This window comes from Streptomyces sp. WI03-4A, from assembly GCF_033792105.1.
GTDB classification, from domain to species: Bacteria; Actinomycetota; Actinomycetes; order Streptomycetales; family Streptomycetaceae; genus Streptomyces; species Streptomyces collinus_A.
Genome location: NZ_JARAUO010000005.1, coordinates 91,834 through 110,203, shown reverse-complemented (window position 1 = coordinate 110,203; position 18,370 = coordinate 91,834). Strand labels below are relative to the sequence as shown.

The window sequence follows — 18,370 nt, the reverse complement described above, 5'->3', positions numbered from 1 at the left end:
AGCCGCGGTGGCGGTGGCGGTGGTCGGGTGGGGCGAGCGGCGTCAGCCGGGCGTCGGCCCGAGCGAAGTCAGCCGGTGGCGGACCCGCGGCTGCCCGGAACGCACGCGCCCCGGAACGCGTCCGCCCCGGTGCGCGCCGCTGGGGCGGCGCACACCGGGGCGGGAGATCGCCTGGTCAGTGACCGAAGTCGAACCAGTTCACGTTCACGAAGTCGGCCGGCTGGCCGCTGGTGAACGTCAGATACACGTCGTGCGTGCCGGTCACCGAGCCGATGTTCGCCGGGACCGTGCGCCACGACTGCCAGCCCCCGGTGCTGGACAGCGCGAAGCTGCCGACGGGGGCGTTGGAACGGCTGTCCAGGCGTACCTCGACCAGACCGCTCACCCCGGACGCGGCCCCGCTCGCCACCCGCGCGTAGAACTGGGTGGCGGCCGAGGAGCCGAACTTGACGCCCTTGTAGAGCGCCCAGTCACCGTTGGCGAGATAGCCGATGTCCTGACCGCCGCCGGTGTCCGTGGTGGTCTCCGTGCTCACACCGGACTGGCTGTCGTAGGACTCCGCCTGGACGGGGGAGTAGGCGTCCCGGCTGCCGGAGGGCGGGGGAGTGGTGCCGCCGCCACCGCCGGACGACTGGAGCACCTGCACGTAGTCCACGACCATCGGGTGGTTCGGCTCGGTGCCGCTGTCCGGACCGCCGCCGAAGGCCCCCGGGAATCCGCCGCCCATCGCCACGTTCAGGATGACGAAGTAGCCGTGATTGGTGGCGTTCGCCCACGTCGTCGCGTCGACCTGATTGGCCTTCACCGTGTGGAAGTTGACGCCGTCGAGGTAGAAGCGGATCTCCTCGGGGCTGGTCGAGCGGTCCCACTCCATGGCGTAGGTGTGGAAGCCGGCCTGGCAGGTGGTGCCGGTACACGCGGTGGAGTTGCCGATGCCGGACGTCTCGTTGCAGGGACCGCCCGGGTTGCTGCCGCAGTGCATCGTGGCCCAGTCGGTGTTCAGGCCCTGCACGTTCTCCATGATGTCCAGCTCGCCGACGCTCGGCCAGTTCTGGTAGTTGCCGCGGAAGGGGGCGCCCAGCGTCCAGAAGGCCGGCCAGTAGCCCTTGGCGGCGGCCCCGGTCACGTTCGGCATCTGGATCCGGGATTCGACGCGCAGCTTGCCGCCGGCCGGCGGCTGGAAGTCGGTCCGGGTGGTCTCGATACGGCCCGAGGTCCAGTGCCCGGACGCGTCGCGGCGCGGGGTGATGAGCAGGTTGCCGTTGCCGTCCAGCGCGACGTTGTCGGTGCTCGAGGTCATCGACTCGACCTCCCCGGTACCCCAGTTGGCGGCACCGCCCGGATACGAAGTACCCGTGTCGTACTGCCAGTTCGAGGTGTTGACACCGGAACCGGCCGAGCCGTTGAAGTCGTCGAGGAAGAGCTGCGTCCAGCCGGAGGGAGGCGTGGGGGCGGAAGCGCTGGCGGGGAGGGTGGCGGCCGTCGCGGCCGCCGCGGCCAGACCCAGCGTGGCGACGACGGCGACGAGCGCGCGCCGGAAAGCCCGGGGTCTGGGTATTCCGGAGGATTCACTCATGGGGGAAGGACCTCTCGGGTACGGGGAGTGCGGATGGGGAGCGCTCCCACGATGCGTTGAGAGCGCTCTCAGACTGCCGCCAATGTGCTCCCCGGCCTTGCGGCCGTCAAGACTTGAAGCAAGGAAAGTCCTTACCCGGCACGGGAGTTCATGCCTCGAAGCGGCCCGTATCGGTCCAGACCAGACTGGGGTGACGAGCGAGGGGTGACGGGTGTCGGGGCTCTGAAGGAGGGAGCGGGGTCGACTGGCTGGTGTCGACCGTATGCGGGCTTCCGTATGCGGGTGATCGCATACGGGAGACCGGTCGTGGTGGACCGGGGGACCCTGCGTGCGAGCCGTCGGTCCGTCAGGGGTGGGCCGTCGGCTCGGTGGCGGTGGCGGTGCGCGTCCTGCCGAGGGCGGCCAGGACGAAGGTGACGCTGATGAGCAGGGACCAGGCGCCGAACTTGGACACGTCGACGGGCTGCCAGCCGTGGAGCTGGTACGGGTAGCGCCAGGCGCCCACTGCGGTGGCCAGGTTCTCCGCCAGCCACAGGAAGAATCCGATCAGGGTGAACGACAGCGCGAGCGGCATCCGTCGCCGCACCCCGCGCACGGTGAACCGCACGGAGGTGCCCGCGGTGACGGCCACGAGGAGGGCCGCCAGGGGCCAGCGGGCGTCGGGCAGCCAGTAATGGCTGAAGAAGTTGATGTAGATGCCGGCGGCGACCACCGCGGTCGCGCGCGGCCGGTAGCCGACCACTTCCAGGTCGAACAGGTGCCAGGCCCGGCAGACGTAGCTGCCTACGGCCGCGTAGAGGAAGCCGCCGTACAGGGGGACGCCCGCGAACTTCAGCACCGCCGGCTCCGGATAGCTCCACGAGCCCTGTGCCACCTTCACCAGTTCGAAGGCCAGGCCGATGACATGGCAGGCGGCGATGACGGCGACGTCCCGGCCGCTCTCCCAGCCGCGCCGCCAGAACAGCAGCGTCAGCAGCACACCGTAGGCGACGAGCAGGTCGTAGCGGGCCACGGGCAGGGGCGGCAGCAGCGTCGACGCCGCCACCCCCGACAGCAGCGCGATGGCGAAGGCGCAGGCGCGGGTCTGGGTCCAGGTGAAGTCGAGCAGCTGGCCCACCGGGGAGGCCGGAGGTCCGGCCGGACTTGTACTGAGCATGGTGATCAGGAGGACGGCCGGCGGGGCCGTCCGGTTGCCGGGGCGCGCAGGTCATGGGAAGGAACACGGGTCCTGCCTGGCGCGGCCAGTAGGGTTCCTGACGGTCCGGTCGGGGCAGATGGCGGTGCGTGCGGGAGAGGTGCGGGTGTGAGGCTGACGATTCTGGGCGGTGGCGGGTTCCGGGTTCCGCTCGTGTACGGGGCGCTGCTGGCGGACCGTGCTGAGGGCCGGGTCACGGAGGTCGTGCTGCACGATCTGGACGCCGGTCGACTGCATACGGTCGCCCGTGTACTGGCCGAGCAGGCTTCGGCCGTCGGCGACGCTCCCCGGGTGACCACCACGACCGACCTCGACGAGGCACTGCGCGGCGCCGACTTCGTCTTCTCCGCCATCCGTGTCGGCGGCCTCGAGGGCCGGGCGAACGACGAACGGGTGGCCCTGGCGGAGGGCGTCCTCGGCCAGGAGACGGTCGGCGCGGGCGGTGTCGCCTACGGGCTGCGGACGGTCCCGGTCGCCGTCGACATCGCCCGGCGGGTGGCCCGGCTGGCACCCGACGCGTGGGTCATCAACTTCACCAACCCGGCCGGACTGGTCACCGAGGCCATGTCCCGCCACCTCGGCGACCGCGTCATCGGCATCTGCGACTCGCCGGTCGGCCTCGGCCGCCGTATCGCCCGGGTCCTCGGCGCCGACCCGAAGGAGGCGTGGATCGACTATGTCGGCCTCAACCACCTCGGCTGGGTGCGCGGTCTGCGGGTCGCGGGCCGGGACGAGCTGCCGCGCCTGCTCGCCGACCCCGGCCTGCTGGTCTCCTTCGAGGAGGGCAGGCTCTTCGGCGCCGACTGGCTGCGGTCGCTGGGCGCCGTCCCCAACGAGTATCTGCACTACTACTACTTCAACCGGGAGACCGTACGGGCCTACCAGGAGGCCGAGAAGACCCGTGGTGCCTTTCTGCGCGACCAGCAGGCGCGGTTCTACGAGGAGGCCGGGCGCGCGGACGTGTCCGCCATCGGCGCGTGGGACCGCACCCGCAACGAGCGCGAGGCGACGTACATGGCGGAGAACCGGGAGACGTCCGGTGCCGGTGAGCGCGAGGCCGACGACCTCTCCGGCGGCTACGAGAAGGTGGCCCTCGCCCTCATGCGGGCCATCGCCCGCGACGAGCGCACGACCCTCATCCTGAACGTGCGCAACCAGGGCACCCTGTCGGTCCTCGACCCGGACGCCGTCATCGAGGTGCCCTGCCTGGTCGACGCCAACGGCGCCCACCCGGTCGCGGTGGCCCCGCTGCCCGGGCACGCCACCGGTCTGGTCTGCTCGGTCAAGGCCGTCGAACGCGAGGTGCTCGCGGCCGCAGCGTCCGGTTCGCGTACGACGGCCGTCAAGGCGTTCGCCCTGCACCCGCTGGTGGACTCGGTAGATGTGGCGCGGCGGCTGGTCGACGGGTACACGGCCGTTCATCCCGGCCTCGCGTACCTGAAGTAGCGGCGGGAGAGCGGTCCCTGGCACCTGGAGCGGGGACGGCGGCGAGCGCCGTTCTTCGGGGCGGCCGGCCGCTCCCCGTGACTGCGGCCGGCCGACCCGATCCCCCGTTCCCCGGGTGGTGCTTCCCCCGTACCCCCGGGTGTTCCCCCGTGCTTCCCCCGTGCTCCCCGTCCCCCGTGCTTCCCCCGTTCCTGACATGTAGAGCGGCCCGGTCCGGCCCTGATACACCCTGGGCGGAAAAAAATCCCCCCGGCCCGTCGGCCGGGGGGATCTTCGTCATTCCTGTGACTGTGACTGCGACTGCGACTGTGACTGTGTCTGTGCTTGTGTCTGGTGCGTCCGTGTCGTGGTCAGCCGGTGAACCCGGCGGTGATGGAGGTGAACTGCCAGTTGTTCTGGCTGATGCCGGAGCAGTTCGAGACGACCCCGCCGCCCGCGCAGGGACGGTCGCGGTTGACCGACCAGAAGGCGAGCCGGGCGATGTGGTGCGCGTTGGACCAGTCGCGGATCTGGGTCCAGATCGCCGGGGTGGTCGTCTCCTGCTGGTCGGACAGGCCGTTCATGCCGGAGATGCCGATGTGGGAGTAGGCGGTCGCGTCGTCCCAGCCGAACGTCGACTTCAGCTTGGCCTTCAGCCCCTCGGCGGCGTTGACCGTGTTGCCGTACATGTCCGAGCCGCCGCCGAAGTCGAACGGCATGATCGTGAAGACGTCGATGTCGGCGCCGAGCGACTTCGCCTGCTCGATGAGCCGGTTGCCGTAGTAGGTCGGGCCGGTGGTCGAGGTGCCGAAGGTGACGATGGTCTTCAGCCCCGGGTTGTTGGTCTTCACCGTCTTCAGCGCGGTCAGGATCTTCGCCTGCACGGCCTCGTTCTCGAACTCGTCCGTGTTCTCGATGTCCATGTCGATGGCCTTGAGCGAGTAGGCGTTGATCACCTTCTGCAGCGCTCCGGCCAGCGCGCTTGCGGAGGAGCAGTTGGCGCCCAGCTTGCTGCCCTGCCAGCCGCCGAACGACGGGACGATGTCACCGCCGGCGGACCGGATCTGGTTGACGGCGGTCTGGTCGACCCCGCCCGTCAGCGCCCGGCTGCCGTCCCAGGCGGGGTTGCAGCCGCCCGAGTCGAGCATGAACGCCATCGTGAACCACTTGACGCCGGTCGCGCTCATCACCGTGGACGGGCTCGGCGGGTCGCCCCAGCCCTCGTACAGGTAGGGCGCCGCCTGCTTGAAGGAGGTTCCGCCGCCGCTGCCCGCGTTGGTCGTGACGGTGACGGAGTTGGAGGCCGCCGAGGTGTTCCCGGCCGCGTCCCGCGCCTTCACGCTGAAGGTGTACGAGGTGCTCGGCGACAGTCCGCTGACCGTGGCGGACGTACCGGCGACGGTGAGGACCTGATTCGATCCGCTGTAGACGTCGTACGCCGTCACGCCGACGTTGTCCGAGGAGGCGTTCCACTGCAGGGACACGCTCGACGACGTCTTCCCGGTCGAGGTGAGTCCGCCGGGCGCGGTCGGCGCCTGGGTGTCCCCGCCGCCTCCGCCGCCACCCGGGCCGTCCAGGCTGATGTCGTCGGCATTGTAGGTGCCCTGCGCGTACCAGCCGTGCACGTAGATGGTGGCGCTGGTCTGCGAGGCGCCGGTGGTGAAGGAGACGCTGAGCCGGCTGTACGCCGACGGGGACGTGGTCCAGGTGGAGGCGCCGCCGTCGACGCCGAGGTAGACGTACGAGCCGCGGACCCAGCCCTGCAGCGTGTACGACGTGTTCGGCTGGACGGCGACCGTCTGGCTGCACTGCGCGTTGTCGCTGGAGGTGACGGCGCCCTGCAGGGCCTTGGAGCCGCCGTGCACGGGGGAGGAGACGACCGAGCCTAGGTTGCCGGAACAGGTCCAGGGGGACAGGCCGCCGGACTCGAAGCCGGGGTTGGTCAGGATGTTGGCCGCTTGAGCGGTGCCGGGAAGGGCGAGGGCTCCGCCGAAGGCGAGAGCGACGGTGCCGAGCACGGCGAGCAGCCGACGTCTGGTGCGTCTGAGTGGGTTGCGCACGCGATCTCCCTGTGGGGATGGGGGTGTTCGGGAGTGCAGGGGAGTGTGGGGGGTGCGCCAACCAAGTTGGTTTGGACCAATCCGGCTGTCAAGGAGCAGGACAGGATTGGTCCATACCGGTGGGGGTGGGGAGTCGGCAGCCGACGGCCAGAGGGTGACGGCATACGGCCGACGGCATGCGGCCGACGGTCGACTGTAGACAGACGCCTACAGGGGCAGCGCCTCCGGCGAGGTCTGCTGAACGGTGGGGGCGGGGGCGGGGACCGCCGGCAGCAGGATCTGGGGCTGAGTCGTCCGCTGCGGGGGAAGCGAGACCGCGCGGAGCGGCCGTGGTCCGGACACGATGGTGTAGTCCTGTCCCAGGAACGGCGGCTCGATCATGCCGGGGTCCTCGCCGAGCGCCAACTGCACCGCCGCCCACGGGGCGTTCACGCCGCACAGGGAGAGCTGGTGCAGGCCGCCGGCCGGCCTGGTGTTGACGTCGAGGAGCACCGGGCGGTCGCCGTGCATCCGGAACTGGACGTTGGACAGATAGTGCAGCCCGAAGCCCTCCGCCACCAGCCGGGCCGGCTCCAGCCACTTCTTGTGCAGCGTGAAGCCCCGGCGGCGGCCGTTCTTCGTACGGCCCAGGGCGAGCCGGACGCGGTTGTCCGGGCCGGTCAGGCAGTCGACGGACACCTCGGGCTGACCCAGCCGCGGCATCACCAGCCAGTTCACGGGTTCCGCCGCCCGCTCCAGCGCCTCGACCACCAGGTCCAGCTGGACGTGCGGACCGGGGAAGCCGCCGAGGTGCGCCAGCGAGAAGGGCTCACGCGTGATCACCCGGAAGCCGACACCGCCGGCGCCGGACGCCGGCTTGAAGCACGCGACCTCTCCCGCCGCCTCCAACTCCTCCACGGCGGAGACCAGTTCACTCGCCGTCCGCACGCGCCACCACGGCGGGACCGGCACCCCGACCGAGCGGACCGCCTCGTACGCCGTCGCCTTGTCCTCGAACACCGCGATCGCCTCGCGTGTAGGCGCCAGCAGTGCCGTGCCCACGGCCTCGAACTCGGCCCGGTGCGCCACGATCGCGGCCTGGTGCAGCCGGGGTACGAACACGTCGATGCCGCGCCGCGCGCACTGGTCCAGGGCGTACTCGACGTAGCCGGCCGGGGACAGGCCCTCCGGCTCCAGGTCGGCGGTGTCGGCGGCGGCCAGCACGGGGGAGTCGGCGTCACCGTGGGTCGCGTGGACCTCCACCGCCCGGTCGCTGGGATTCCTCCGCAGCTGATCCATGAAGAACACGTTCTCCGCGTACGTGCGGTTGAGCCAGACGCGTACGCGAGAAGGCATGCAGGCCGCCTTTCGGGGATTTCGGGCAGGGCGGAGCGGCCCGTGCCCGGGCAGGAGGGAGGAAGGGACGCCGAACGGCCCTGGGAAAAGGGGGAGGGAGGGCGCCGATGTCGGGGCGATCATACGGCTTTCAAACGCCTGCGCGTGCAACGTGAGTGTTACGGATTCACCGGGGCCCCACAGGCCCCCTCGGCCCCCCTTCGGCTCGGCCGTCCACCCCCTTCGGCTCGACCGTCCGCCACGTCCGTCCGCCCCGCCCGGCCCGGTCGCCCTTGTCCCGGGCCGGGGAATGTGTTGTCGTGGTGCTGACGGATCATCGGAATAAGGGGTGCGGGGTGGGGTCGACGGCCGGGGCCGGACAGCTGCTGGCCATCAGTGACCTGCACGTCTCCTATCCGGAGAACCGCGCGCTCGTCGAGGAGATGCGCCCGCACACGGACGACGACTGGCTGATCGTCGCCGGGGACGTGGCGGAGACCGTCGAGGACATCAGCCGGACCCTCGCCATCCTCGCGGGCCGCTTCCGCAAGGTGCTGTGGGCGCCCGGCAACCACGAGCTGTGGACCCACCCGAAGGACCCGGTCACCCTGCGCGGCGTCGCCCGCTACCAGCACCTGGTCGCCCTGTGCCAGGAACTCGGTGTCACCTCGCCGGAGGACCCGTACCCGGTGTGGGAGGGACCCGGCGGCCCGGTCGCCGTCGCTCCGCTGTTCCTGCTGTACGACTACTCGTTCCTGCCGCCCGGCTGCGCCACCAAGGAGGAGGGCCTGGCCTACGCGGAGGGCACCGGCATCGTCTGCAACGACGAGTACCTGCTCCACCCCGACCCGTACCGCACGCGCGAGGAGTGGTGCCGGGACCGCGTCGCCCGGACCGAGCGCAGGCTCGCCGCGCTGCCCGACGGCCTGCCCGTGGTCCTCGCCAACCACTACCCGCTCGACCGGCACCCGACGGACGTGCTCTGGCACCCGGAGTTCGCCATGTGGTGCGGCACGGCCCTCACCGCCGACTGGCACCGCCGGTTCCGCGTCGAGACGATGGTCTACGGCCATCTGCACATCCCGCGGACCACCTGGCACGAGGGTGTCCGCTTCGAAGAGGTGTCCGTGGGATACCCCCGCGAATGGCGCAAGCGCTCCGCACCCCCGGGGCAGCCGCGCCGCATTCTGCCGATGGAGGTCGGGCCCGGTGATCGAGGAGCTGCTCCCGGAGTCGGTGGTGGCCGTGGAGGCGTTCGGTGACGAGAAGTCGGAGAACGCCACGCTGTACCCCGAGGAGGAGCGGATCGTGGCCCGCGCGGTGGACAAGCGCCGCCGGGAGTTCACGGCGGTACGGGTCTGCGCCCGGCTCGCCATGGAGAAGCTCGGCGTGCCGGCCCAGGCCGTGCCGACCGGCGAGCGCGGCGCCCCGGCCTGGCCCCAGGGCCTGAGCGGCAGCATGACCCACTGCGAGGGCTACCGGGCCGCTGCCCTGGTCCGCGCCGGGGACCTCGCCTCCCTCGGGATCGACGCCGAAGTCCACGCGCCGCTGCCCGACCAGGTGTTCGAGAGCATCGCGCTGCCCGCCGAACAGCGGCGGCACCGCGCGCTGAGCGCGTCCCGGCCCGGCGTCCACTGGGACCGGCTGCTGTTCAGCGCCAAGGAGTCCGTGTACAAGGCGTGGTTCCCGCTGGCCCACGCCTGGCTCGACTTCTCCGAGGCGGACATCGAGCTGGTCACCCACGCCGGGTCGGGCAGCCACGCCGGGTCGGTCACCCGAGGCGGCTTCCGGGCCCGGCTCCTGGTCCCCGGGCCGCTGGTGGGCGGCGTACGGCTGAGCGCGTTCGACGGCGCCTGGCTCGTCGCCGACGGCCTGGTGCTGACGGCGGTGACCGTCCCGCACCGCTGAGCGGGACGGCCCCGTGCCGCGGGCTCACTCCCGCGGGCACCAGTGGCCGACGAGCCGGAGGAACTCCTCCTCGTTGCCCGTCAGTCCCGCCCGCGCCAGCGCCCCGTCCGCCTCGGCGAGCACGACGGGTGGCACCACCACGGGCCCGCCGCCGTCCGGTGGCCCGTCGAAGGCGGCGCGTACGGTGTGCAGCAGCCGCAGGTAGGCCTGTACGGCGGTGCGTTCACGGTCGGTCAGTACGGCGGTGGGCATCGGTCGGCTCTCCCCGGTTCGGCGTCACGGTCACGCGCCCTGCGGCGCCGTGCGCCGAGTCGTGGCGCACGTGTCCAGCTTGCCGCCCCCCACTGACAACGCCGTTGCGCACTGCCACGGTTCGCCCGCTCAGCGGAGGGAAAATCCCACCGGGGCCGCGGAATGCCCTGGCCGGGGCCTCCCCGCCGTCGGCCCTCCTGCCGGGCGCCCTGCTTCTGGTCGGTGACCGGCTCCCCGCCGACGCCTCGCCTTCCGCCGACGCCTCGCTCCTCGCCGACACCTGGCTCCGCGTCGGCGCCCGCTCCGCTTCGGCGTCCCGTTCCGTCCCTCGTCGGCGCCCGCCGGCCCGCTCAGCCCTGGGGCCCCGGGTAGCCCAGGGACGCCTCGATGCGGCCCGCCACGTCGTCCCGCCGGACCGGCCCGCGCAGGCCCGAACCGGTCATGCGGGTACGGCACTTGCTGGCGAGGAGCAGCCCGAAGGTCTCGGCCTCGCGTTCCTCGGCCTGGTCGAAGCGGGTGCGGGCGGCCACCCGGAGGACCGTGGCCTGGAGCGCGGCCTGGTCGGGGTCGTCGCCCAGCAGCCGGGTCGCCACTCCGGCACCGGCACCGGCACCGAGGCCGTCGACGTGATGGCCGCTGTGGTCGGCCTGCATGTGCCACAGCTCGTGGCCGAGGATCACCAACTGGTGGTCGGGGGCGGTGCGTTCCTCGACCACGACGAGGTCGCGGTCGGTCATGTCCAGCCACAGGCCGCTGGCCGTGCCGGGCGGGAAGGCGGCCGTACGGAAGTGCACGGGGCGGCCGCGGCGGCGGCTCATCGCCTCGCACAGCGCGCGGTACACCTCGTGCGGCGGGGCCTGCGCGGGCAGGGCGAGCCCCCCGACCAGCTCGGCGCACAGCCGGCGCATGTCCTTGCCGATGCCCACGGTCCTCCCCCCGCTCACGACTCGGGCCGCTTGACGCTCTCCAGGAGCATGTCGAGCCACTCGGCGACCTTGTCCCGGTGCTGGTCGGTGGGCAGTTGCGCGGCCCGCCAGGCGATTCCGCGCACCCCGTGGTCCTGGAGCAGCCGTTCCAGCGGGTCCTGCGCCGACTCGGCCGCGGCCCGCTCCCGGTCGGCGAGCTTCTGCAGCAGGTCCTGCTCGGTGCGCTGCAGCGCACCCGCCAGCGCCTCGGGGTCCTCGGCGGTGAGGAAGCCGGCGTGCACGCGGAAGAACCGCTGCAGGGCGTCACAGTGCTCCATGGTCGGCCGGCGGTCGCCGTTGATGAGCGCGCCGGCCTGCTGCCGGGACATGCCGGCGCCGTCGGCGATCTCCTGCTGGGTGTACTTGCGGCCGCCCGGTTTCAGCCGGGTGCGGCGCAGCAGGTCGAGGCGCTGCAGGAAGCGGGCCTGGACGTCCGGCTCGCCCGCGGGGCGGCCGGCCAGCAGGGCCTTGACCACCGGCTCCGGGACGCCGCAGGCGACGGAGAGCCGGCCGACGTCGAAGACCTCGGACTGCGGCACGCCGAGCCGGTCGGCGAGCGCGCTGACGCGGGCGACGACGGCCGGAAGCTGAGCGGTTTCCGTGGCGCCCGGATCCTCGTAGCCATCCGTCACCGACAGAACTCCTACGTCTCTCGAGGGATTCAGGGGGCGTCCGTGCATCTTCACAAGCGGTTGCGTGAACTTCCCGGAGAGTAGCGGGTGCTTCGAACTCACATCCAGGTCTCGCCACAACTGTGGCGAATTTCAGCCGTCAACCGGCATGAAATGCCACGATAGTTGACATGGCTCTCGTCGGGGCAGCAGGATCGCATCGCCACGTGAAGGGCGCAGAGGCAAGAGGGGTGACCTCCCGATGGCACATCAGGCAGGAGGGCGGTGGCCGGCACCACGGTCCGTCCCCGAGAGCCGCGAGGACCAGGCGTATCTCCAGGACTGCGCCACGCTGCTCGACGCCGTCGCCTTCCCGTCCCTGGTCGTCGACCACCGCTGGAACGTGGTGATGGGCAACGGCGCCTTCGAGGCCCTCTTCCGCGGGGTGCGCCCGCATCCGACGGCCCTGCCCGGGGACAACTTCCTGCGCTTCGTGCTGTTCCACCCGGACGCCGGTGACATCCTCGGTGAGCACGAGGCGGGCTGGTGCCTGCCGATGCTCGCCCACTTCAGGACGGCGCTCGAGCGGTACGGCCACGACCACGAACTCCAGGCCGTGCGCCGGGACATCGCCCAGGACCCGATCATGGAGGCCGCCTACCGGCAGGGGCTGCCGCACTGGATCCGTGCCGTCGGTGAGGCCGGGACGCGGCTCGACGGCGCCGTGCGCCTCCTGCTCCACCCGGACCCGCGCCGGGGCCCGACCGAGTGCCGGATCGTCGACGAGACGCCCCCGACGCTGGCCGGGATCGGGCTGACCCGGCTGACGATGGTCCTGCGCGACCCCCGCCGTTCCGCCGCCCGCACCACGCGGCCGCGGCGGCCGCATGGTGCGGGCGCGCACCTGTCGGTCGTCCCGGCCGCCGAGGACTGACCCGGCTCCGTCGGCGTTCAGGTCGCCGACGGGGCCGGGCCGGACACCCCCTTCACCGGCCCGGGTGGCCCCTGCCTCCATTACGCAAACGACTTGCATAACTTGCGATACGCTTGCGCTCATGACGCGACGACTTGCGGAAGTGGCGAAGAAGGTCGGGGTCAGCGAGGCCACGGTCAGCCGGGTGCTCAACGGCAAGCCCGGGGTCTCCGATGCCACCCGACAGGCGGTGCTGACCGCCCTCGACGTTCTCGGCTACGAGCGCCCCACCCAGCTGCGCGGCGAGCGCGCCCGGCTCGTCGGCCTGGTCCTGCCGGAGCTGCAGAACCCCATCTTCCCGGCGTTCGCCGAGGTCATCGGGGGTGCGCTCGCCCAGCTCGGGCTCACCCCGGTGCTGTGCACCCAGACCAAGGGCGGGGTCTCGGAGGCGGACTACGTCGAGCTGCTGCTCCAGCAGCAGGTCTCCGGTGTCGTCTTCGCCGGCGGTCTGTACGCCCAGGCCGACGCGCCGCACGACCACTACCGGCTGCTCGCCGACCGCAACATCCCGGTGGTGCTGGTCAACGCGGCCATCGAACACCTCGGCTTCCCGGCCGTGTCCTGCGACGACGCCGTCGCCGTCGAGCAGGCGTGGCGGCATCTCGCCTCCCTCGGTCACGAGCGCATCGGCCTGGTCCTCGGCCCCGGCGACCACATCCCCTCGGCGCGCAAGCTGGCCGCCGCGCGCGCCATCGCGGCCGACCTGCCGGACGAGTTCGTGGCGCGGGCCATCTTCTCCATCGAGGGCGGCCACGCGGCCGCCTCCCGGCTGATCGACCGGGGCGTCACCGGCATCATCTGCGCCAGCGACCCGCTCGCCCTGGGTGCCGTCCGCGCGGCCCGCCGCAAGGGTTTCGACGTCCCCGGGCGGATCTCCGTCGTCGGCTACGACGACTCGGCGTTCATGAACTGCACCGAACCCCCGCTGACCACCGTCCGCCAGCCCATCGAGGCCATGGGCCGCGCGGCGGTCGAGCTGCTGAACGTCCAGATCGGGGGCACCGCGGTGCCCGCCGAGGAGCTGCTGTTCGAGCCCGAGCTGGTGGTACGGGGTTCCACCGGGCAAGCCCCCCGCGACTGACATCAGGAAGATCCGCGTGGTTGCCAAATAATTTCAGATTCTGCGCGACATCTTGCGGCACGGTGTCGGCGGTGCTTGAGTGTGCGACGCCCACAGCTCCTGCCTTGAGTGCCATGAGGGGTCCACCGATGAGACACACCGGGTTCCGCCGTACCGTCGTCGCGATCGGCGTCTGTTCCTCGCTCGCCCTCGCCGCGTCCGCCTGCGGGTCGGGCGACGACGACACGGCCAGCGGCAAGACACGCATCACGGTCAACTGCGAGCCGCCCAAGAGCGCCAAGGTCGACCGCAGGTTCTTCGACGACGACACCGCCGCCTTCGAGAAGCAGAACCCGGACATCGACGTCGCCGCCCACGACGCGTTCCCCTGCCAGGACCCGAAGACCTTCGGCGCCAAGCTCGCCGGCGGGCAGATGGAGGACGTCTTCTACACGTACTTCACCGACGCACGGCACGTCGTCGACATCAACCAGGCGGCCGACCTCACGCCGTACCTCAAGGACCTCAAGAGCTACGACACCATCCAGAAGCAGCTGCGCGACATCTACACGGTGGACGGGAAGGTATACGGCATACCGCGGACCGGATACTCCATGGGGTTGATCTACAACCGCAAGCTGTTCCAGAAGGCCGGACTCGACCCCGACAAGCCACCGGCGACCTGGGAGGAGGTCCGCGCCGACGCCGAGAAGATCGCCGCGCTCGGCAACGGAACCGTCGGCTACGCCGACTACAGCGCCCAGAACCAGGGCGGCTGGCACTTCACCGCCGAGCTGTACTCCCAGGGCGGCGACGTCGTCGGCGCCGACGGCAAGGCCAGCGTCGACACCCCTGAGGGCCACGCCGTCCTGCAGAACCTGCACGACATGCGGTGGACCGACGACTCCATGGGCAGCAAGCAGCTCCTCATCATCAACGACGTCCAGCAGATGATGGGTTCGGGCAAACTCGGGATGTACCTCTCCGCGCCCGACAACATCCCGATCCTGGTCAAGGAGAAGGGCGGCGACTACAAGGACCTCGCCCTCGCCCCCATGCCCGGCGGCAAGGGCACCCTCATCGGCGGCGACGGCTACATGTTCAACAAGAAGGACACGCCCGCCCAGATCCGCGCCGGCCTGAAGTGGCTCGACCACATGTTCCTCACCCCCGGCAAGGGCTTCCTCGGCGACTACGCACGCGCCAAGAAGAACGACGCGCCCGTCGGCCTGCCCGAGCCGCGCCTGTTCACCGGTGCCGCCGACGCCAAGGACCAGCAGGTCAAGAAGGCCAACGCCAACGTCCCGGTGGAGAACTACCAGGCGTTCCTCGACGGCAACCAGCAGCTCCAGATGAAGATCGAGCCGCCCGACGCCCAGCAGATCTACTCCGTCCTCGACAGCGTCGTCTCCGCCGTCCTCACCAAGAAGGACGCAGACATCGACCAGCTCCTCAAGGAGGCGTCCGCCAAGATCGACAGCATTCCCCGGAGCTGACCACCATGACGAAGACGGCCGAGCGGCGTCCGATCGCGGACGCCGCCGTCCACCAGGTCCCGGCGCCGCCCCCGGTAGGGGGCCGGAGGCGGCGCCGCCTCCTCGACCAGGCCCGCGCCTACGCCTTCCTCCTCGGCGGACTGCTCTGCTTCGCCCTGTTCTCCTGGTACCCGGCGATCCGCGCGGTCGTCATCGCCTTCCAGAAGTACACGCCGGGCTCGAAGCCGCAGTGGGTCGGCACCGCCAACTTCACCCGCGTCCTGCACGACCCCGAGTTCGGCGCGGCCTGGCGCAACACGCTCACCTTCACCGTGCTCGCCCTGCTCATCGGGTTCGCGGTCCCCTTCCTGCTCGCCCTCGTCCTCAACGAACTCCGGCACGCCAAAGCCTTCTTCCGGGTGGTGGTCTACCTGCCGGTGATGATCCCGCCGGTGGTCAGCGCCCTGCTGTGGAAGTGGTTCTACGACCCCGGGGCCGGCCTCGCCAACGAGACCCTGCGCTTCCTGCACCTGCCGACGTCGAACTGGTCCAACGGCACCGACACCGCGCTGATCTCCCTGGTCGTCGTGGCCACCTGGGCGAACATGGGCGGCACCGTCCTGATCTACCTGGCCGCCCTGCAGTCCATCCCGGGCGAGCTGTACGAGGCCGCCGAACTGGACGGCGCGAACCTGCTCCAGCGGGTCCGGCACGTCACGGTCCCGCAGACCCGGTTCGTGATCCTGATGTTGATGCTCCTTCAGATCATCGCCACCATGCAGGTGTTCACCGAACCGTTCGTCATCACCGGCGGCGGACCCGAGAGCGCCACGGTGACCGTGCTCTACCTCATCTACAAGTACGCCTTCCTCTACAACGACTTCGGCGGCGCCTGCGCGCTCAGCGTGATGCTCCTCGTCCTGCTCGGCGTCTTCTCCGCCCTCTACCTGCGGCTCACCCGCACCGAGGGGGACACCGCATGAGCACCCGCACCCTGATCTCGCCGGCCACCCTCGCCCGGCCGCGCGGCAGGGCGATCTACTGGACGGTGTTCGCGGCCGTCGTCGTCCTCTTCGCGCTCGCCTTCCTCTTCCCCGTCTACTGGATGGTGACCGGGGCGATGAAGTCCCCGGACGAGGTCGCCAGGACCCCTCCGGCGCTGGTCCCGCACGACTGGCACCTGGGCGGCTACACCGACGCCTGGGACCTGATGCAGCTGCCGCGGCACCTGGGCAACACCCTGGTGCAGGCGGCCGGCGCCTGGGCGTTCCAGCTCGTGTTCTGCACGGCCGCCGCCTACGCGCTGTCCAAGCTGCGCCCCGCCTTCGGGAAGGTGATCCTCGGCGGCATCCTCGCCACCCTCATGGTCCCGGCTCAGGCCATGGTCGTACCGAAGTACCTGACCGTCGCCGACCTGCCGCTGATCCACACCAGCCTGCTGAACGACCCCCTCGCCATCTGGCTGCCGGCCGTCGCCAACGCCTTCAACCTCTACCTGCTCAAACGGTTCTTCGACCAGTTGCCGCGCGAGGTGATGGAGGCCGCCGAGATCGACGGCGCCGGCAAGCTGCGCACCCTGTGGTCGGTCGTGCTGCCCATGTCCCGGCCCGTCCTCGGCGTGGTGTCGATCTTCGCGCTGGTCGCGGTGTGGCAGGACTTCCTGTGGCCGCTGATGGTCTTCTCCGACACCGACAAGCAGCCGATCAGCGTGGCCCTGGTCCAGCTCTCGCAGAACATCCAGCTCACCGTGCTCATCGCCGCGATGGTGATCGCCAGCATCCCGATGGTGGCGCTGTTCCTCGTCTTCCAGCGGCACATCATCGCCGGGATCAGCGCGGGCAGCACCAAGGGCTGACGCCGCCGCCCCGTCTACAGAAAGGCAAGCTCAGTGGGACAGCCCACCCCTGCCCAAAAAGACCGCGACTGGTGGCGTTCCGCCGTCATCTACCAGGTCTACGTCCGCAGCTTCGCGGACGGCGACGGCGACGGCACCGGCGACCTCGCCGGCGTCCGCGCCCGGCTGCCGTACCTCGCCGAACTCGGCGTGGACGCCCTGTGGTTCAACCCCTGGTACCTGTCACCGATGAAGGACGGCGGGTACGACGTCGCCGACTACCGGGCCGTCGACCCGGCCTTCGGCACCCTCGCCGAGGCGGAGAAGCTCATCGCCGAGGCACGTGAGCTGGGCATCCGGACCATCGTCGACATCGTGCCCAACCACGTCTCCGACCAGCACCCCTGGTTCCGGGCGGCGCTCGCCGCCGGGCCCGGCAGCCCCGAGCGCGAGCTGTTCCACTTCCGGCCGGGCCGCGGCGAGCACGGCGAACTGCCGCCCAACGACTGGCCGTCGCAGTTCGCCGGCGCCACCGAGCCGGTGTGGACCCGCCTGCCCGACGGCGACTGGTACCTGCACCTGTTCACCCCCGAGCAGCCGGACCTCAACTGGGCCCACCCGGCGGTGCGCCAGGAACACGAGGACATCCTGCGCTTCTGGTTCGAGCGGGGCGTCGCCGGCGTCCGCATCGACTCCGCAGCACTGCTCGCCAAGGACCCGGCCCTGCCCGACCTCGCCTCGCGGCCCGAGCCGCACCCGTTCGTCGACCGGGACGAACTGCACGACGTCTACCGCTCCTGGCGGCGGGTGGCCGACGAGTACGGCGGCGTCTTCGTCGGCGAGGTCTGGCTCCCGGACGCCGAGCGCTTCGCCCGCTACCTGCGCCCGGACGAGCTCCACACCGCCTTCAACTTCTCCTTCCTGTCCTGCCCCTGGGAGCCCGGCCGGCTGCGCACGGCCATCGACACCACGCTCGCCGAGCACGCTCCCGTCGGCGCACCCGCCACCTGGGTGCTGTGCAACCACGACATCACCCGCACGGTCACCCGCTACGGCCGCGAGGACACCGGTTTCGACTTCGCCACCAAGGCCTTCGGCACCCCGACCGATCTTCTGCTCGGCACCCGGCGGGCCCGCGCGGCCGCGCTGCTGTCGCTGGCGCTGCCCGGCGCGGTGTACCTGTACCAGGGCGAGGAACTGGGGCTGCCGGAGGCCGAGATCCCGGTCGACCGCATACAGGATCCGATGTACTTCCGCTCGCGCGGCGCCGACCCCGGCCGGGACGGCTGCCGGGTGCCGCTGCCCTGGGCCGCCGGTATGCCGCATGCGGGATTCGGCGCGCAGCAGGAGCCGTGGCTGCCGCAGCCCGCCGACTGGCCTTCGTACGCGGTCGACCGTCAGCAGCGGGACCCCGGCTCCATGCTCGCCCTCTACCGCGCGGCCATCGCCGCCCGTCCGGTCTTCGGCGACGGACCGCTGGCCTGGCTGCCCGCCCCCGACGGTGTCCTCGCCTTCGCCCGCGGCGGGGGAGCGGTGTGCGTGGTCAACCTCGCGCCCGAGCCGGTCGACCTCCCGCCGCACTCCCGGCTCCTGCTCGGCAGCGGCCCGCTGGACGACGCGGGCCGGCTGCCCCCGGACACGGCGGTCTGGCTGCAGGCCTGAGCCGCCGGGCGAGCCGGACCGGGCCCAGCCGGTCCGGCGCGCCGCAGCGCTGCCCCACGA

16 protein-coding genes are annotated in these 18,370 nt (G+C 71.3%); 9 read left to right on the top strand and 7 right to left on the bottom strand.

Annotated elements, in window-relative coordinates:
- Window positions 1-175: 175 nt before the first annotated feature.
- Together PV343_RS08220 and PV343_RS08215 are read right to left on the bottom strand one after the other, a co-directional pair.
- Complete coding sequence (locus tag PV343_RS08220; protein WP_319146130.1) at window positions 176-1,576, bottom strand: glycoside hydrolase family 16 protein; 1,401 nt, start codon at window positions 1,574-1,576, stop codon at window positions 176-178.
- A gap of 346 nt (window positions 1,577-1,922) precedes the next feature.
- A complete protein-coding gene (locus tag PV343_RS08215) occupies window positions 1,923-2,732 on the bottom strand; it encodes a DUF817 domain-containing protein (protein ID WP_319146129.1) in 810 nt (269 codons plus the stop codon).
- Window positions 2,733-2,879: 147 nt separating this feature from the next.
- Between PV343_RS08215 and PV343_RS08210 the strand changes: the two genes are divergently transcribed.
- The gene (locus PV343_RS08210) at window positions 2,880-4,217 is read left to right on the top strand and encodes a 6-phospho-beta-glucosidase (RefSeq protein WP_319146128.1); all 1,338 of its coding nucleotides are present in this window, start codon (window positions 2,880-2,882) and stop codon (window positions 4,215-4,217) included.
- Between the two features lie 350 nt (window positions 4,218-4,567).
- On the opposite strand, the gene PV343_RS08205 is transcribed toward PV343_RS08210, so the two are convergent.
- Together PV343_RS08205 and PV343_RS08200 are read right to left on the bottom strand one after the other, a co-directional pair.
- Window positions 4,568-6,256 carry a carbohydrate binding domain-containing protein gene (locus PV343_RS08205; RefSeq protein WP_319146127.1) on the bottom strand — a complete coding sequence of 563 codons (1,689 nt, stop codon included), beginning with the start codon at window positions 6,254-6,256 and terminating at the stop codon, window positions 4,568-4,570.
- 207 nt (window positions 6,257-6,463) lie between these two features.
- Window positions 6,464-7,591: an ATP-grasp domain-containing protein gene (locus tag PV343_RS08200; protein WP_319146126.1), complete on the bottom strand. Its 1,128-nt coding sequence runs from the start codon at window positions 7,589-7,591 to the stop codon at window positions 6,464-6,466.
- 335 nt (window positions 7,592-7,926) lie between these two features.
- Between PV343_RS08200 and PV343_RS08195 the strand changes: the two genes are divergently transcribed.
- Window positions 7,927-8,832: a metallophosphoesterase family protein gene (locus tag PV343_RS08195; protein ID WP_319146125.1), complete on the top strand. Its 906-nt coding sequence runs from the start codon at window positions 7,927-7,929 to the stop codon at window positions 8,830-8,832.
- Window positions 8,780-9,478 carry a 4'-phosphopantetheinyl transferase family protein gene (locus PV343_RS08190; RefSeq protein WP_319146123.1) on the top strand — a complete coding sequence of 233 codons (699 nt, stop codon included), beginning with the start codon at window positions 8,780-8,782 and terminating at the stop codon, window positions 9,476-9,478. The genes PV343_RS08195 and PV343_RS08190 overlap by 53 nt, the downstream gene beginning before the upstream one ends.
- A 24-nt stretch (window positions 9,479-9,502) precedes the next feature.
- Here PV343_RS08190 and PV343_RS08185 read toward each other — a convergent pair whose 3' ends face one another.
- The 3 genes from PV343_RS08185 to PV343_RS08175 form a co-directional block, all read right to left on the bottom strand.
- A complete protein-coding gene (locus PV343_RS08185) occupies window positions 9,503-9,730 on the bottom strand; it encodes a hypothetical protein (RefSeq protein WP_319146122.1) in 228 nt (75 codons plus the stop codon).
- Window positions 9,731-10,080: 350 nt separating this feature from the next.
- Window positions 10,081-10,638, bottom strand: coding sequence for a toxin-antitoxin system, toxin component (locus PV343_RS08180; protein WP_319146282.1), 558 nt, complete (start codon window positions 10,636-10,638; stop codon window positions 10,081-10,083).
- A gap of 32 nt (window positions 10,639-10,670) precedes the next feature.
- Complete coding sequence (locus PV343_RS08175; RefSeq protein ID WP_319146121.1) at window positions 10,671-11,327, bottom strand: helix-turn-helix domain-containing protein; 657 nt, start codon at window positions 11,325-11,327, stop codon at window positions 10,671-10,673.
- 241 nt (window positions 11,328-11,568) lie between these two features.
- On the opposite strand from PV343_RS08175, the gene PV343_RS08170 reads away from it, so the two are divergent.
- From PV343_RS08170 to PV343_RS08145, 6 genes are all read left to right on the top strand, one after another.
- On the top strand, window positions 11,569-12,240 hold the full coding sequence (locus PV343_RS08170) for a hypothetical protein (protein WP_319146120.1): 672 nt from the start codon (window positions 11,569-11,571) through the stop codon (window positions 12,238-12,240).
- 121 nt (window positions 12,241-12,361) lie between these two features.
- The gene (locus PV343_RS08165; RefSeq protein ID WP_319146119.1) at window positions 12,362-13,360 is read left to right on the top strand and encodes a LacI family DNA-binding transcriptional regulator; all 999 of its coding nucleotides are present in this window, start codon (window positions 12,362-12,364) and stop codon (window positions 13,358-13,360) included.
- A gap of 128 nt (window positions 13,361-13,488) precedes the next feature.
- Window positions 13,489-14,835: an ABC transporter substrate-binding protein gene (locus PV343_RS08160; RefSeq protein WP_319146118.1), complete on the top strand. Its 1,347-nt coding sequence runs from the start codon at window positions 13,489-13,491 to the stop codon at window positions 14,833-14,835.
- 5 nt (window positions 14,836-14,840) lie between these two features.
- Window positions 14,841-15,797: a sugar ABC transporter permease gene (locus tag PV343_RS08155; RefSeq protein WP_319146116.1), complete on the top strand. Its 957-nt coding sequence runs from the start codon at window positions 14,841-14,843 to the stop codon at window positions 15,795-15,797.
- Window positions 15,794-16,669, top strand: coding sequence for a carbohydrate ABC transporter permease (locus tag PV343_RS08150; RefSeq protein WP_319146115.1), 876 nt, complete (start codon window positions 15,794-15,796; stop codon window positions 16,667-16,669). Before PV343_RS08155 ends, PV343_RS08150 begins: the two co-directional genes overlap by 4 nt.
- A 33-nt stretch (window positions 16,670-16,702) precedes the next feature.
- Window positions 16,703-18,310 (top strand): glycoside hydrolase family 13 protein, encoded by a 1,608-nt coding sequence (locus PV343_RS08145; protein WP_319146114.1) that lies wholly within the window; start codon window positions 16,703-16,705, stop codon window positions 18,308-18,310.
- Window positions 18,311-18,370 lie beyond the last annotated feature (60 nt).

Coding starts and splice junctions, on each gene's coding strand:
- PV343_RS08220 (WP_319146130.1), bottom strand. CDS start 1,576: ATGAGTGAATCCTCCGGAATACCCAGACCCCGGGCTTTCCGGCGCGCG.
- PV343_RS08215 (WP_319146129.1), bottom strand. CDS start 2,732: ATGCTCAGTACAAGTCCGGCCGGACCTCCGGCCTCCCCGGTGGGCCAG.
- PV343_RS08200 (WP_319146126.1), bottom strand. CDS start 7,591: ATGCCTTCTCGCGTACGCGTCTGGCTCAACCGCACGTACGCGGAGAAC.
- PV343_RS08185 (WP_319146122.1), bottom strand. CDS start 9,730: ATGCCCACCGCCGTACTGACCGACCGTGAACGCACCGCCGTACAGGCC.
- PV343_RS08180 (WP_319146282.1), bottom strand. CDS start 10,638: ATGCGCCGGCTGTGCGCCGAGCTGGTCGGGGGGCTCGCCCTGCCCGCG.
- PV343_RS08170 (WP_319146120.1), top strand. CDS start 11,569: ATGGCACATCAGGCAGGAGGGCGGTGGCCGGCACCACGGTCCGTCCCC.
- PV343_RS08165 (WP_319146119.1), top strand. CDS start 12,362: ATGACGCGACGACTTGCGGAAGTGGCGAAGAAGGTCGGGGTCAGCGAG.
- PV343_RS08160 (WP_319146118.1), top strand. CDS start 13,489: ATGAGACACACCGGGTTCCGCCGTACCGTCGTCGCGATCGGCGTCTGT.
- PV343_RS08155 (WP_319146116.1), top strand. CDS start 14,841: ATGACGAAGACGGCCGAGCGGCGTCCGATCGCGGACGCCGCCGTCCAC.
- PV343_RS08150 (WP_319146115.1), top strand. CDS start 15,794: ATGAGCACCCGCACCCTGATCTCGCCGGCCACCCTCGCCCGGCCGCGC.